The sequence below is a fragment of the Cyclobacterium sp. L-R genome (genome assembly GCF_056859355.1).
The window spans coordinates 25,895-42,866 of sequence record NZ_JBSXOH010000066.1; the positions used below are offsets into that span (position 1 = coordinate 25,895).

Consider the following 16,972-nt stretch of genomic DNA (forward strand, 5'->3'; position numbering starts at 1 on the left):
AAACCTATTGTGTTATATTCAGAAATGAATAAACTCAAACGAAATTAAGGAATAAATTTGCAATTCCAAAGGCTATTTATTTTGTCCTAATAAAATAATAACCTAATATCCACCTCAAAACAATGCCAATAAAAAAAGGGAATAGCCATTATGAATTCTGAACTTATAAACCGCATAGTAAAAACTATCTTAAATGGTTATGCTGCCTATATTGATGATTTTAATCAAATCACTCAACGAATCCCTGATAATTTTAAAGAAAGGAATTGGAAACAACTTCATGCCAATCATAGGGAAAGGTTGCGCTTATACAAAGACCACCTCAGGGATATCGTTTGTGACTGTGAGGAATTACTAAAGGACAAAAATGGAGACAGGTCGGTTTGGGAAAAGCTCCACAGTTCTTATCAGAAAGCTATATCAACAAATGAGGACAAGGAATTGGCAGGTACTTTTTTCAATTCCGTATTTAGAAAAGTGTTTCCTGGAAAGGTAATTGATGAGAAATTGATGTTTTACAATTTACAAGGAACTACCGATTCTGGGAAAATCGATGAATCCTTGTTCCGAAACTACCCTGCTCAAATTGACCTCCACCAAGCTTTCGATAATATTCTTGAAGATTTTTATTTTGGGGTTCCCTATTACCAGAGAGATAAGGACATTGACCATTTAGTAGACAGTGTAAAACAGGTGATCCTTAGTAGATATAAAGCTACCAAGGAAACGACCACACAGGTTCTAAGGGATGTTTTCTATCGCAACAAGGCTGCTTATTTAATTGGCCGGACTTATATGGGCAATAAATGGATGCCATTTATTATTCCTTTTCTACACAATGAAAAGGGAGTCTTCGCTGACACTTTGATTTTTGATCCGAATATTATGAGTGGAATATTCAGCTACACTAGGTCCTATTTCATGGCCCCTATAGCAATCCCAGCACAAACGGTAAACTTCCTTCAATCTGTCATTCAGCACAAAAGGCCTTATGAGTTGTACAATGCAATTGGCTTTAATAAACATGGAAAAACAGCTTTTTACAAGGATTTCACCAATCACCTTGCCCTAAGTACCGATCAATTTGTTCTAGCAGAAGGAATTAAAGGGATGGTCATGACTGTATTCACCCTTCCCTCCTACAATATCGTTTTTAAATTGATCAAGGATCATTTTGAACCTCCCAAAAACATGACCAGACAACAGGTTAAAGAAAAATACAAATTGGTGGGGCTACACGACAGGGTTGGGCGAATGGCGGACACCCATGAGTTTGAAAATTTCAGACTACCGCTAGATCGAATTGACCCTACCTTAATGAAAGAACTAAAAACAAATGTGAATTCCCTTTTGTCTATAGAAGGGGACACACTGGTAATAAAACACATGTACATCGAACGTAGGCTTCGCCCATTGAACATCTACTTAGAAGAATGTAGCTTGGAAGCCGCTAAGCATGCTGTTGATGATTATGCCAAAGCCATCTTACAAATGGCTCAGGCAAATATCTTCCCAGGTGACATGATGACAAAAAACTTTGGTGTTACTCGTCAAAACAGGGTGATTTTTTATGATTACGATGAAATTGAATTTCTAGATAAAATGAACTTTCGCGTCAAACCAAAACCTGAAACCTATGATCAGATTTACGCCTCCAAGCCCTGGTATGAGATTAATGAAAACGACGTGTTTCCCGAAGATTTTAAACGATTTATGATAGGTCGTCAGGATGTGAAAAGCTATTTTATCCAATCCAATCCTGAACTATTTGATCCCGGGTATTGGTCTGCCATTCAGGAGAAACTTAGAAAGGGTGAATTGATCCACGCCTTTCCTTATCCAGAATCCATGAGATTCAGACCCGATGAGCTGGTCTAAATCATTCATCTTTATACCAACTTGCATATTTGGGGTAATTGGAAGCTATTCTTATAATTGTTGCTTCCATTTCTTTCCCAGTATCCTTTACTTTCTTGGCCGGAATTCCTGCATATATGGAATTGTTTTCAACTATGGTGCCTGCGAGAACCACTGCTCCCGCGGCTATAACTGCACCTTCGCCTATGATCGCATCATCCATAACTATGGCCCCCATACCAATCATTACCCGGTCTTTTATAGTACAGCCGTGAACAATTGCATTGTGAGCAATGGAAACTTCTGAACCAATATTTACAGGGGACTTTTGATAAGAGCAATGAATAACCGCTCCATCTTGAACATTGGTATTGTTTCCAATCTTAATATAATGTACGTCTCCTCTGATTACAGCATTAAACCACACAGTACAGTTATCGCCCATTACTACATCCCCGGTAAGGGTTGCATTGTCTGCAAGCCAGCAGTCCTTTCCCCATTGAGGAGATTTGTCATTTACTTTTTTTACAAGTGCCATATTCCTATTATTATTTATTGCAGCTATTGTGCGTTTTGTAAAGGTTAAAAAGTGTTTAACCCAATGCCATTCCTAGTAGCTTTTTGATTTAATAGAGAAAGGACATAGCTGTTCTCCACTTTACAACTACTATTATCCCATCATTTTGTTGCAATTTCAACACCTTCTTCGAATTTCAAAGCAAAAAGCCACCATAGTTTAACATGAAATAGGCAATAGACCTACTTTTAGGTGATGAAATCACTTCCAAATTAAAAAACCTCACAATTTCATCTACACTTTTAGGTCACCTTTGTCAATATCCAAACATCCTGATTTTCTTAAGATTAGATTGTAAGACAGCTAAGCCAAGGAAATATTTAGGATTAATAGGGAATGTCCTTGAATCCTATTTAAAATATTTTAAATTTATTGAACTTTTTAATTTACATTTAGTTTAAGTGTATATACATATAATTTTGAAACCAATCTTAACTTATTTAAATCACTACACTATTATGAAAACAATTAAATTATCAGGTTTTTTACTTTCGGCAGCTTTACTCACTTTCTCATGTGGACAAAGCAGTAATACTGTTGAAACAACCGAAGCGCAAGAAGAAGCACAAGCAAGTGGTAAAACGCTTCAATTGGACACCAATGCAAGTACAGTAAACTGGAGAGGTTATAAGCCTACAGGTCAACACCATGGAATAATTCCTATTACAAAAGGTGAAATTTCTGTAGAAGGTGATGCAATTACTTCTGGAGAGTTCACTTTTGATGTTACCAAACTTGAAATTCACGATTTGGAAGCGGGAAGCGAAAATCACGGTAAATTGTCCAATCACCTACAGTCAGATGATTTTTTCGATGCTGCAAATCATCCTGAGGCAACTTTTGTGATCACAGAAGTTTCTCCCTATTCTTCAGGTGATAACATAGAAGATCAAGAACAATTTGAAACTGAAAACACACCAAAGAGTGAATCTGAATTGGCACCAGCTTCACCTACTCATTGGGTAAGTGGTAACCTAACCATCAGAGGAACAACCAAGAACATCAAATTTCCTGCTGCTGTATCTATGGCTAATGGAAAAGTTTCAGCTCAGGCAGGTTTCAATATTGACAGAACAGACTGGGGATTGTCTTATGGAGACGAAGCTACAGCTACAGACAAGGCTAAAGATAAATTTATTTACAACTCTGTAAGTGTGAGTTTTGATATCAAATCAATTTAATATTTTAAAAAATATTAAAATTTTATTAAAAAGGGGGATAGAAATATCTCCCTTTTTTCATGTCATTTACCTATTTTTGCAGGAATGTCATCCCTTGAAAACAAGCTCACCGTACACAAAACCTCAAAATGGATTCCTCAAATGTTGGAATGGGCCAATCTTAATTTTGGCTATTTTGGTTATTTCACTTCCAATGAGGTCAACTATCCTTCCGGAGGATTTGAGCATATTTTTTATGCTGGTTCACATGCGGTAAGCTTGGAAAGTATCAGTCAACTGCCTATTAGCAAGCCCAAAATAGGGATCTTAAGCTATGACCAAAAAAATAAATACGAGGATTTATACAGCAACAATAGGTCTGAAATAAACTGTCCGGACAGCTTATTCTTTAGTCCTGAATTGACCATTTATATTTCTTCTGAGGAGGTGACAATCCAATGCCAAAACCCAAAAGTTGTTCATACAGGCATTTTAAACACCAACATAGCTACAACTGCAGAAAGTAAGGGTAGCTGCATTTTACATTGCTCGCATGATCAAGAAAGTTACACAAACACCTTTAACAAAATCCAGGAACATATCCTCGCAGGAGATATCTATGAACTGAACTACTGCATGGATTTTCATGGTAAAGCTACTCATATAGCGCCAATAGACATCTTTCTAGACTTATGCGCCAATAGTCCAATGCCTTTTAGTGCATTGTTTAAGGCTGCAAATTTATATCTTTGCTGTGCCTCACCTGAAAGGTTTCTGAAGAAGAAAGGGCAAACGCTACTAACTCAGCCGATCAAAGGAACGACTAAAAGAGGCAATAGTATCCAAGAGGATGAGAAGTTAAGAAGAAACTTATCAGAAAGTGAGAAAGAGCGGGCAGAAAACCTGATGATCGTTGATTTAATGAGAAATGACCTAGCCAGAATGGCCATAACAGGTTCAATTTCAGTAAAAGAATTGTTTGGGATTTATTCATTTAGGCAAATCACCCAGATGATCTCTACCATCACCTGCCAATTACCTCCAAACACAAGTTTTGAAGAGATTCTGGCCAATACCTTCCCAATGGGAAGCATGACAGGGGCACCAAAAATCAAGTGCATGGAGATCATTGAGGCTTACGAAAATTTTAAAAGATCTTGGTTTTCAGGCAGTATAGGATACATCGATGAAAATGGAGATTTCGATTTTTGTGTAATTATTAGAAGCTTAATCATAGATAAAACTAAAAATTCCTTTTATTTTGGTGTCGGTAGTGCCATTACCATTGATGCTGATGCACGGGATGAGTACCAAGAGTGCCTTTTAAAAGCCTCTTCAATAATTAAAACTTTAGAAAATTCATATTCAATTATTAATAACCCAAACTAAATGTCGACACTGAAAAACATCCTACAATCCATAACTGATAAAAATCCCAACGAGGCAGAATTTCACCAAGCAGTAGAAGAAGTTTTTGAGAGCATACTCCCTGTACTTAAAGCCAATAATTTATACATAGATGCCAAACTTTTTGAAAGAATCTGTGAACCTGAAAGAATTATTTCTTTCCGTGTTTGCTGGACAGACGACCAAGGGAAGGTACAAATCAATAAAGGTTATAGGATACAAATGAACAGCGCATTGGGCCCTTATAAAGGAGGCTTGCGTTTTCACCCTAGTGTCAACCAGAGTATACTTAAATTTTTAGCATTTGAGCAGGTATTTAAAAATGCTTTAACAGGCTTACCTCTTGGCGCTGGAAAAGGGGGCGCTGATTTTAACCCTAAAGGAAAATCTGATGGAGAGGTAATGCGTTTTTGCCAGGCATGGATGATGGAAGCCTACCGCCATATTGGTCATTTTACTGATGTTCCTGCTGGTGACATTGGCGTAGGTGAAAGAGAAATCGGTTACCTTTTCGGAACCTATAAAAAAATTCAAAATGAATTCCAGGGAGTACTGACTGGAAAAGGAAAAGACTGGGGCGGTTCCTATTTAAGACCTGAAGCCACTGGTTATGGACTTATTCATTTTGCTCACTTCATGCTTACAGAAATCGATGAAAACTTAAATGGCAAAGTTTGCTTGGTATCTGGAGCTGGTAATGTTTCTCAATTTGCCATCGAAAAATTATTGCATGAAGGAGCCAAAGTAGTAGCGTTTTCTGATTCTACTGGATTTATCCATGATCCTGAGGGCATGACGGAAGAAAAGTTAGAATACTTAAAAAATGTAAAAAACGGACAGAGAAAGAGTATTTCTGCTTTTGCCGATCATTATGAATCAGCCACCTTTACTGCCGTAGGAAAGAAAAACCTTTGGTCTATTCCTGCAGATTGTGCCTTCCCATGTGCTACACAGAATGAATTGAATGAAAAAGACGCTAAGCTTCTTAAACAAAATGGTTTGATGCTTTTAGCTGAAGGTGCTAACATGCCATGTACACCAGATGCGATCGGCTATTTACAGAAAACAAAGGTATTGTACGGGCCTGGTAAGGCTTCTAATGCTGGTGGAGTGGCCGTTTCTGGACTGGAAATGACCCAAAACAGAATGGGCCGTTACTGGACTAAAAGCGATCTCGAAAAACAATTGAGAACCATCATGAAAGATATTCATGAAAAATGCCTAGAGACCATTAGCAAACATGAATTAGAAAAACAAGATTATCTTAATGCCGCCAATATCGGAGCATTTGAAAAAGTGGCCCGGGCCATGCATGCCCAAGGAACTGTATAAGACAAACCATGGAAAACAACCGGAAAATCATACATGTAGACATGGATGCATTTTTCGCATCGGTAGAACAATTAGATCATCCTGAATACAAAAACAAACCCCTAGCAGTTGGGGGAAACAAAGAACGGGGTGTGGTAGCTGCTGCCAGTTATGAAGCCAGAAAATATGGCGTAAGGTCAGCAATGTCCTCTAAACTGGCAGCACTAAAATGCCCCAACTTAATCTTTGTCCGACCAAGATTCGATAGGTATAAGGAAATCTCTCAGGTGATCAGGAAAATATTCCTTACCTACACCGACCTAGTAGAACCCCTGTCTCTGGATGAGGCTTTTCTGGATGTAACCACCAATCATTTCAACCTTCCTTCTGCTACCTTAATCGCTAAGGAAATACGACAAAAAATCAAAGAAGAAACGGGATTGAATGCCTCTGCAGGTATTTCTTATAATAAATTTTTAGCCAAAATAGCCTCTGACCTAAATAAACCCAATGGGCAGGCGGTTATTACACCTGCAAAAGCGGTGGAATTTCTGGAGAAATTACCAATTGAAAAATTTTTTGGTATTGGAAAAGTGATGGCTAAAAAAATGAATGCTCTAGGCATCTACAATGGACACGATTTAAAGGAGTATTCCTTACCATTTCTTACCAGTAGATTTGGAAAATCAGGCCTTCATTATTATAAAATTGTCAGGGGAATTCATGAAAGTGAAGTCAAACCCAACAGAATTCGGAAATCCTTAGGCGTAGAACAGACCTTTGAAAAAGACCTGATGCCTACCTCTGATATAAAAGCCACAATAAAAGAAAAGCTATTGCCTGAGTTTTACCGAAGGCTGGAACGCAATAAAGCCAATGGCAGAACACTAACCCTCAAAATAAAATACAACGATTTTACGCAACACACGAGAAGCAAAACACTATTGAGCCCAATCCTAAATACAAGCATGGAAAACATAGTGAATGAGCTTGTTGACCAGGAACCGTTGAATTTACCAGTGAGGTTATTAGGTGTCAGCCTATCCAATCTCACATCCAAAGACCAAGACAAGCCCTCGGGAGAACAACTTAAGATCGATTATTGAACCCGGATTATGTAATAGGATTTCTCCGCCCTGACATGGTCAGGGGTGAAGCCTGTCCCGTGTTTACGGGAAGTGTTGCAATCGCAAGAAAATCAGGCTGTTTGGAGATTTTAGCATAGCCAACGCTATGGTGAAATTGAAAACAACAACGATTGGCTGATTTTGAAGCGATTTCAGCACGTAATAGATTGTTTATTGCATATTTCGGGTTGAATTGGATGCTCAAAGTGATGACAATTCAATTCGGCATTAAAATTGCCAATAATCTTATGAACTAAACACGAAAACCATGACTACTGAAAAAAAATACCAGGAATTTGGCTTAAAATATGGAATTCCATTGGCCATTATTACCTCTACACTTGCCATGAAAAAATCCAGTGGACTAGGGAAATTAATCACCTTCTCCATTGTCACACCTGCAATGTTGGCCTATTTATACAGCTTAATTAAAACAAAGCAAATTCCTGATTCAGACCATTAAAAAGGGTAACCGATAGCAAAATTAAATATTAAATTATTCTTTCTCCATTCGCTATCCTGCACTTTAAATTCTTTTGCCCACCGTTCCCCTTCAGGCAAGTATGGACTCCTAAGGGGAGCGGCTAGATCAAACCTGACCACAAAGAATTCTATATCTACCCTTAGGCCGATTCCAGCTCCAACAGCCAATTCCCTGTACCAATCCCTACCAAACTTACCTCCAGGTAATGCCTCATTTTCATTTACCAACCAAACATTTCCTACATCCACAAAAGTTGCCCCTTTGAGGTAAGAGACAATGGGGAATCTGAATTCTAGATTTCCTTCGAGCCTAATGTCACCTGCTTGGTCAAAATAATTGCCTGTGGTTTCGTCATCAGGCTTAAATGAACCTGGACCGAGAGACCTTATTCGAAAGGCCCTTATGCTATTGGGCCCTCCCGAGAAAAACTGTTTTGCAAATGGGAGTGACACCGAGTTACCATAAGGTAGCCCTAGACCTCCAAAGAAGCGGAAAGCAAGTAACTTTTCTTCAGTAAATCTCCAGTAATACCTAAAATCAACATCTCCTTTATTGTATTGGGCATAATTAAAACCCAAAAACGTGTTTTGATCCTCACTACTCAATAATTTATTGGCCAGCCGAAGTCCTCCACCTGCCAGGTCGATATTGGCACCGAAATAAATGCTATGCTCCCTATACTTGTCCATTAACTTGTTAAAGGCAAAACTATAGGTAAGTCCAGCTATAAATTGATGTTCAAAACTTTGCCTTAAAAATGGATTATTGTCTAATATTTCCTCAAACTCGCTGGAGGTCTTGGACATGTCCACAAAGTTCAAAGCTATAGGTGTGATCTCATGGTATACAAAACGGTTGGCATTCCAAAAATAACCATAGGAAGCAGAAATAGTGTTTAATCTATAATACCCTCTTCTATCTTGGTACTCTGTCCCTAAACTGATCTTTGTTTTAGGTACTGAATAAGCAAATCTTTCTTTGATCGAAATTGGAAATACAACCCTGGGGAAAATTAAATCCCCCTTCAAACCTACTTCAAAAGCACTTAAACTTTCCCTTTGTCCAGAGGCGATCTGACTTTCATAGCCAATTTGTGCCGTAAGGTTGAAGGTTTCACCTCCATAAAACAGGTTTCTATTTCTATAATTAAGTAATAAGGCAGGACCAGCGAAATTGTTTGATTTGGAAACCCCTTGCAGTTCTGCTCTTAGGGATCTTTTATCCAGAGGAGTTAAATAGATATTGGCATCCAATTCCCCTTTACCCCCACTAAGTGTCGAATCTGTTTCTGTGTATCTTAAATTAACAAATCTATAATTCCCTATCCCTGTTAACCTACTGCTGGTAAGTTTGGTATCCTTTGCATTGAAAAGGCTGTCCTTTTCAATCAATATATATTGGTGAAGAAGTTCAGGTTTAAAAGACAGACCATTTTGAATAAATGCAATGTTCTTAATTTTAGTCGTATCTGTTTTCTCACCATATTCATCAGATGAATAATTGGGATAAACCCGAATGTTGTTGACTTGATAAGGCACAATTCCTTTTTCTGGTGCATTTTGCTTAAGCCTAAGAAAAAGGTCGTATTTCTTATTATCGTATTGATTTGTGTCTGCCTCAAAAATTAAAAAATCAGGGTTGAAATTATAATAACCTTCATTTTTAAGGCTTTCGTCTAACCTTATCCTTTCCTTCTTCATCATTTCTAAGGAGAAATAATCCCCTTCAGCAATTTCTGTTGAAGCGAGCAATTTCCTTATGCTTCGGTCAATTGGCAAACTGTCTTTGTCATAAGTATAGGTGGCCAATTGGTATGGTTGGGCCAAGTCTACAGAATAATTAATTGCTGCTTTTTTCGATTTTTGTTCCACCTGAGCACTTACCTCTGAAAAAAAGAATCCACCATTATCCAGCCTATTTAAAATCAGTTGCTGGGTTTTTTCCAGTTCAACACTGCTTAAATAAACGGGTTCCTCCCCGATTTTTTTATAGATAAACCGGTTAATAAAACCCGGATTTTCCTTTTGAACTTTATAATAACTCCATAAGCCAATACGCATGCCCAAAATTTTACTATTGGGCTCTGGTTTTAGCAAGCCTTCTAATTCAGTATTTACCTCCTTGAACCCTTTGACTGAAAAGTCTCTATTTATTTCCAAGTTAGCTCCCGTATATAACTTTTCGTCTTCCGGAATAAATTTTGATACACTGCACCCTACAAAAATCCAAACAGGCACAAGGAATACAAGTGTCTTTTTAAATCTGCTGTAATACAGTTTGAGCGAACATGTGTATTTTTTACTTCTCATTTCTCTCCTCTCCTGCTTTTGTTTCTGAGTCTCTTTCCTTTATTTTAGTTGTTATCCCTTTCCACAAATCCTCAAATTTATTAAACTCCCTATTATAAATTACTGAGAGCCCTGTTACAACCAGTTGACCATCTATAAAACTTTCAAACTGATTTTTTCTAAAACCTCTAATTCGGTAACGGCCATTCTCAGAAAGCAAATATTCCACGCTTACATTCCCCAAGAGAGAATTGCTAGAACTAGAAGAAGATGAGCCTCCTTCAATATCTATCTGACTCCCTACCTGTACAACCAAACGGTCATCAAGAAAGCGCTTACTCGCATTTACATTAAGTTGTGTTCTAGACTCTGGAGAACTCCCTTGGTAATCCTCGAAACTATCCAGCCCAACATCTAACTCCAAGCCTGAATCTCCCACAATACTATTCGTAAAAGTATTTAGCTGCCCTGAAAGTAGCTGACTTACACTAGACCTTGCCATGGCGGTGGTTCCCCCACTCCCAGAACTCTCCCCACTTGGGAAAAATCTATTCAATACCAATAGTGAAAAAACTTGACGATTTAATTCACCTTCCTGGTTATTCAATTGTTGTACTTGAGAATAAACAGCCCCACCTATAGCACCCCTTTGATCTTCGGGCATATCCATTCTGAAGGAAATTTCAGGCCTAAGTAATTCACCATCTATATTCAGGTAAACGATAAAAGGCAACTCCTGTCGGTATTTGGTCATCGTCTCCCGTGAACCCCCAGCTGCCGCTGCAGTCATCAGATCTGCGGCAGAGGTTTTGATGCGATAAATAGCCGTAATGTCCATATTGGCATCCATAGGATCTCCAGCCCACGCTATTGTACTTCCACTTTGAATTTCAAATTTCCTACTTACCAAATTATACAAACTCAGTTCATAATGTCCTTTGGAAAGCTCATAAATCCCAGTAAGTGTAACTCTTCCATTTGGATCCATATTAAGACGAAGATCTGCAGCTCCTTCGACCAAGAGGTTGTCCCCCGATCGCTCATCAACGACAATATTAAATACTGCCTCTTGGGAAATATTCAAAAGCACAGCCACCTTGTAGCCTGTATATCCGGTGTTGCTGGTTTCCTCCAGTCTTTTTGTTAAAATATCTTCTGGGTCCTTGCGATTTACAAATACCACCACCCCATTTCTTTCTACTATATCCAACTGACTTTCAGGAATTACAAAACTTATATTTGTTCCCTTGTCCACCCTTAGCTTGGCATCTATAATTGGTAAGTTTAGATCGCCTTTGATCGTCACATTGGCCCCTATGATGGCATCTCCATAAAACAAATCATTGTCTTCTTTGGTGGAATTCAACACCATAAAATTATCCGCAGTCAGGGAAAGGTCAAATTGTGGATTAATAAGGTCATCTGTTAATATTTCTCCATCAAGAACAAAGTTATTTCCTTGTTCATCTTTTATAGTTATTTGATCCAGAAAGACTCCTTGGTTATCTACCTTAATTTCATCATCAGCAATAGCAAATCTTGAATTCAAGGTTGCTATTGTAAATTCAGTCTCATTGAATGCCAGATTACCGGCATAGCGTGGATCGGTAGTACTCCCCTCCACCTTGAAATTCCCGGAGATGAAACCTTGCCCTCCACTAATTGCTCCATCAGAAAGTCCCTCCAGTATATTTAGTTCAAATTTATTCAAATCAAGATCTAGGTTTAATCTCGCTCCCAAAGGATCGGCAGTGAATTCACCTAATAAATCCAAGTTTATTCCTTTGTCTTTTACTTTTAAATCAAAATCATAATTCTTTTGGTCATTGCCTGTGGCGTTCAAAGATAAATTTCCTAAAGGCACTTCAAGCAACTCCATGTCCCTTACCGTAATCCCCGCTTGCAAACCCATGGCTTCAAATGGGTTTTCAATTTTAATTGATCCATTTACCAGGCCTGCAGCCAATATATCTTCAGGATTTAGCAAACTGGTAAATGTCCTCAACCTGAAATCATTAAAAGCAATGTCAAAGGCGTTTTCGTCCCGCTCATTACTAAATGATAAAAGTTGCTTTCCTCTTGAAAATTCAAATTCCTTAAAATCTAACCAATCTTCTCCTAAAGTAAAGGCGTTACCTTCCGGCACATCCCATTTCACCTTATTGAAAACCACACTATCAGGAGAAATGTGAAGACGCAATGAATCTTTATTTATCCCTAGGTCGAAATTAATATTAGCCAACACCTCGTCCTCATGAAGTGAATTAAAATTAACATAGAGCAGATTTTCAAGAACCTCACCAGTAAAATAGGTAGGTCCAACTACCAAAGGACCTGATGACAACCCCATAATACCAAAATCAAAGTTAAATTCTGAAGAATCACTTACCACATTAAGGTCTAAACTGTCCACTATAGAACCAGCATAAGAAATGTAGGGAAAACTAATTCTACCATTTAAGGTAGATTTTCCTTCATCAAAAGCCATCCTAATCGAGCCCTCTTCCATCCTTTCCAGTTCTGGCAATATCACCTGTTGTAATAGCAAGGTAGACGGAATAGTAAAATCCATTTCTACATTGACCGGCTTTTGTATTTCAGAAAGGTTTTGAGCTGCACTATCAAGAAAGTATCGATTAAAATGCCTGGAAACTCCTTCATACGTTTCGATAGGGCTTACATTGGAATGTAACTGACCAACCAAGAGATTGCTTTGAATATCCAAGCCTGTTGAATCTGGTAAAATTCTCAAGTTCAAGTTCATGTCTCCCATTGGATAGGCTTGATCTTCCAAGACTACCGTTCCCTCTACCAACTTGGATTGGAGTTCAAAATTTTCTGAATCCCCCGAAAAAGTAGCATCCATGGAAAATTTAGTCCGAATTTTTTGCGCTGTAAAGTTAAGCCCATACAAATCCGCTCCATTTAAATCCAAATCCATAGCTATATTGTAGTTGGCAGTATCTAGGGAAACCGCTGCCAACATCTTCAGATCCAAAAACTCGTCTTTATGAATTAAATGAATTTCTCCATCCCCATTCACAATTTCAGCGTCCAACTTTAGTCCTTTATAGTTGTGACCATTATAGCCTAAATTGGTAACGACCGATGCTAATTGCAGGTCTATTTTATCCAAAGGACCTGCATTACCTTTGGCGGACAATTCCATATCCAAGGGACCATAAGCTATCGAATCACCCAATATTTCACCCAAAGGCATTCCTTCGATCTTGGTGTTTAGATCATAATGATAAGTACCTTCTTTAGCTGTCAATTTAGCATCTACTTTTACGGAACCTTCATAGGCCTTGAGGAAAGACTCAAGACTGAACGCATTAAGTGACCCAATAGTAGCTAAAGATAGGTCAACTTGCTTGGGGTAATTAAAACCTAGACTGTCTTCAGGAACAAAGAGATTTAGGTCCTTTTCACTAGAAATAAAATTAAACTCCTCTACATTCCACGATACACGCTCTGTAACAAGCGGTTCGGAAACGAAACCAGAAAGTGATATCCGAGTAGAATTCCCCCATTTTGCAGAAAGCTTTTCTAAATTCAACTTGTCCATTTTTCCAGAGATAAGTAATGTTGCGTTAAGCTTATTCTTCGCAAATGTCTTTACATAAGTATTATTTTTAAGCCCTGGAGAGAAATAATAGGCATCTTGAATACCAAGATATACGGAATTGAGTGCCAAATCTAAAAATGCACTTTCTGGATTTTCTATAAAAGTAGCCAAACTAGGGTATTGTAGCTTTAACTTTCCTTTCAAACTGCTATTGCCAGTGGCTATAGTTAAATCGGCCAAGTCAAAAGATTCATTATCTAAATCAAATCGCCCTTGAAAGTTATCTAATCTGAAACCAGATTTTTCCTCAAACTCAAATTTATTTAGGGTCAGCCCAGCCTTTTCAGGCTTTAAAAACATATTATTGACCTCTATATCAAAGTTTTTTAAAGCAATATTATTTGGGTTGAACCCAGTGAATGACCCATTATCACCATTTACCTGATAATTTATTTTGTTGTTGGTCAGGTTTAAGCTTGATAATTCCACTTCCCATAGAGGCCAAGAAAAGAATGCTGTTGAATCCTTAGTTTCGGGACTGTTTTGTAGGTTGTCTAGTGTGCTTTTATAATTAATAAAGGAATCATGAAGAGAAAAGGTTTTTATTAACACCCTTTGCTTCTCAAGATTGGCTTCGGGCATTTCTAACAATAATTCACCTAAACTAGATTGCAAGTCCATGCCATCGGGCAAAGAAGTATAGTCGATTTTTATATTTTTTAATGAAAGCTCTTCCAGCACAAGTAGTGGCAAAGGAGTCTCACTGCTGGTAGAATCCTCACTTGGAGGAAAAGCTTTGGATTGATGGTAAGAAATGGCAGAGTTTTCCCACTGAAACTTGTTAACATGAAAATCCATTTTATTGAGATCCAAACTATTAATTTGGAGCAACAACTTACCAAGGCTAAGTTTCCCTTCCAATTCTAACATTTGATCTGAATAGTTCAAGTTCCAGTTTTCTAATTCTATTGGTCCCACACTGATATCAGGATAGCCACTATCCACATTGGAGGCCGTATCAATCGAAGCCGTGTCTAAACTTGTCTCTTGTCCAGAGAAGGCATCAATAAGATAATTGAAGTTAAAATTCCCTAAACTATCCCTACTGATATTCGCAGTAAGTCCCTCCCATTCAAGCCTTGATATACTGATCTGATTATTTTTTATGAAAGGAATTAGTTCTAAACCTGTCTCTAGTTGGTGACTGTAAATTAGCGTATCTCCTTTGGTATCTTCCAGATAAAGCCCTTCTAAATACAAGTTCCCACGAAAAGTCACAAACAGCCTATCAATGTTAACTTTAGTATTTGTTTTTTCTGCTACATATTTGGTAACCTTATTCACGATAATTTTCTGACCGAAAGGACTTCGGACGAATAGAATTAATAGAAGGACCAGTATGGTAAGACTGAGTAAAACCCATCCTCCTATTTTTAAAATTCTTTTACCTAAGGTTTGATTCAAAGCTGTGTTTTTTACTAAAAAAAGGAGTGGAAGAACCATCCACTCCTGTGTAAATTTGTTACAATAAGTGCGCTATAACTAATATCAATTATTATACCAACTCTATTAATGGGATCCCACTGATGAAGCCATGACGGCATTAATATCTACACCCAGGCCTTTTGCTATACGCATACCAAACTCTTCATCCATTCTAAACCAGTGACACAGTTGGCGATTGATAATAACTTCTCTTTTGGGTCCTGAAATTCCGCTCATAGCTCCAATGGTATTGTTGATGGTATTGTCTTGCTCTTCTTTGCTCATTACATCCCTAAACAAAGCTCTTGGCTGAGAATAGTGGTCATTGTCTCCAACTTTACTATTTCTGTCATACCAATCTGCAATTGTATCTTCAAGTTGTTCGGATGGTTCCTCATATTGCTTATCAACTACAATATCATCAAAACTGTTTGGCCAATAATTAGGTTTTTTACCTCCATTACCATCTACCCTCATCATTCCGTCTCTTTCATAATTATTTACAGCATAAGGACATCTATTTACAGGGATTTGTTCATAATTCCCACCCAATCTATACCTATGCGCATCGGGATAAGAAAGCAACCTACCTTGAAGCATTTTATCCGGACTATAACCAAGTCCATCCACTAAGTGTGCAGGAGCAAAGGCGGATTGTTCTACGTCTTGAAAATAATTGTCAGGATTTTTGTTCAATTCCAATACTCCCACGTCCACTAAGGGAAATTCAGAATGTGGCCAAACTTTGGTCAAATCAAATGGATTGAAATCTACTTTTTTGGCCTGATCCGTAGTCATTACCTGAATCTTCATGTTCCATTTAGGAAAATCTCCATTGTCTATTGCTTCCAAAAGGTCTCGCTGTGCAAAATCCAGGTCTTTAGATTTCATTTGTGCAGCCTCCTCATCAGTGAAATTTTTAATTCGTTGAGCTGTCTTAAAATGATACTTCACAAAAACTTTCTCATTCTTTGCATTGATCATTGAAAAAGTATGCGATCCATACCCATTCATATGCCGAAACCCTACCGGTGTACCTCTATCACTCATTAAGATCAATACCTGATGCAAAGATTCAGGTGTCAAAGACCAATAATCCCAAACCATTGTCGGTGATTTGCAATTGGTATATGGATCTCTTTTTTGGGTATGAATGAAATCAGAGAACTTTTTTGGGTCCTTTATAAAAAATACTGGTGTATTGTTTCCAACCAAATCCCAATTTCCATCTTCGGTGTAAAATTTAATAGCAAATCCTCTTGGATCTCTTTCGGTATCAGCCGATCCTTTTTCACCCCCAACCGTGGAAAACCGCATAAAGACTTTGGTTTTTTTTCCTATTTTATTAAAAACTTTAGCCCTTGTGTATTGGGAAATGTCTTCTGTGACGGTGAAAGTACCAAAAGCCCCAGATCCCTTGGCATGAACAATTCTTTCAGGAATTCTCTCTCTATTAAAATGAGCCATTTTTTCATGAAGAATATAATCTTCTAAAAGAATTGGACCTCTAGGTCCTACCGTCTTCGAATTCTCATTTTCCACATAAATCCTTCCGGATGCGGTGGTTAGTTTATTGTGCTTTTTTTCTTCTGACATGATGCTAGATGTATGTTTTTGTTTTTGTTTAACTTTTGATTCTATAAATATAGGTACAATAGGTCAATAGTTAAAATTGATTGTTTCTATAATATAATAGAAATAATCAATA

The 16,972-nt window shown here is 37.8% G+C and carries 10 protein-coding genes; 6 read left to right on the top strand and 4 right to left on the bottom strand.

Features of this window, described 5'->3' with window-relative positions; genetic code table 11:
* Positions 1-150: 150 nt before the first annotated feature.
* Complete coding sequence (gene aceK, locus AC13EX_RS09860) at positions 151-1,878, top strand: bifunctional isocitrate dehydrogenase kinase/phosphatase (protein WP_482892542.1); 1,728 nt, start codon at positions 151-153, stop codon at positions 1,876-1,878.
* 1 nt (position 1,879) lies between these two features.
* Here the strand turns inward: aceK and AC13EX_RS09865 are convergent, their stop codons facing one another.
* Positions 1,880-2,395 carry a gamma carbonic anhydrase family protein gene (locus AC13EX_RS09865; protein WP_048642623.1) on the bottom strand — a complete coding sequence of 172 codons (516 nt, stop codon included), beginning with the start codon at positions 2,393-2,395 and terminating at the stop codon, positions 1,880-1,882.
* A 497-nt stretch (positions 2,396-2,892) separates the two neighbouring features.
* Here AC13EX_RS09865 and AC13EX_RS09870 point away from each other — a divergent pair, with 497 nt between their 5' ends.
* The 5 genes from AC13EX_RS09870 (at position 2,893) to AC13EX_RS09890 (ending at position 7,902) form a co-directional block, all read left to right on the top strand.
* The gene (locus AC13EX_RS09870; RefSeq protein ID WP_339709548.1) at positions 2,893-3,615 is read left to right on the top strand and encodes a YceI family protein; all 723 of its coding nucleotides are present in this window, start codon (positions 2,893-2,895) and stop codon (positions 3,613-3,615) included.
* Positions 3,616-3,699: 84 nt separating this feature from the next.
* A complete protein-coding gene (locus tag AC13EX_RS09875; RefSeq protein WP_482892543.1) occupies positions 3,700-4,983 on the top strand; it encodes an anthranilate synthase component I family protein in 1,284 nt (427 codons plus the stop codon).
* Positions 4,984-6,333, top strand: coding sequence for an NADP-specific glutamate dehydrogenase (gdhA, locus tag AC13EX_RS09880; RefSeq protein WP_048642620.1), 1,350 nt, complete (start codon positions 4,984-4,986; stop codon positions 6,331-6,333). It abuts the gene before it with no gap.
* Between the two features lie 8 nt (positions 6,334-6,341).
* The gene (dinB, locus tag AC13EX_RS09885; RefSeq protein WP_482892544.1) at positions 6,342-7,418 is read left to right on the top strand and encodes a DNA polymerase IV; all 1,077 of its coding nucleotides are present in this window, start codon (positions 6,342-6,344) and stop codon (positions 7,416-7,418) included.
* Between the two features lie 289 nt (positions 7,419-7,707).
* Entirely contained in the window at positions 7,708-7,902 is a 195-nt protein-coding gene (locus tag AC13EX_RS09890; protein ID WP_482892545.1) for a hypothetical protein, read from the top strand.
* On the opposite strand, the gene tamL is transcribed toward AC13EX_RS09890, so the two are convergent.
* The 3 genes from tamL to AC13EX_RS09905 form a co-directional block, all read right to left on the bottom strand.
* A complete protein-coding gene (gene tamL, locus AC13EX_RS09895) occupies positions 7,899-10,232 on the bottom strand; it encodes a translocation and assembly module lipoprotein TamL (protein WP_482892546.1) in 2,334 nt (777 codons plus the stop codon). The two genes, AC13EX_RS09890 and tamL, sit on opposite strands and share 4 nt — an antisense overlap.
* Positions 10,222-15,243, bottom strand: coding sequence for a translocation/assembly module TamB domain-containing protein (locus AC13EX_RS09900; protein ID WP_482892547.1), 5,022 nt, complete (start codon positions 15,241-15,243; stop codon positions 10,222-10,224). The genes tamL and AC13EX_RS09900 overlap by 11 nt, the downstream gene beginning before the upstream one ends.
* A 105-nt stretch (positions 15,244-15,348) precedes the next feature.
* Entirely contained in the window at positions 15,349-16,860 is a 1,512-nt protein-coding gene (locus tag AC13EX_RS09905; protein WP_482892548.1) for a catalase, read from the bottom strand.
* Positions 16,861-16,972: the final 112 nt, after the last annotated feature.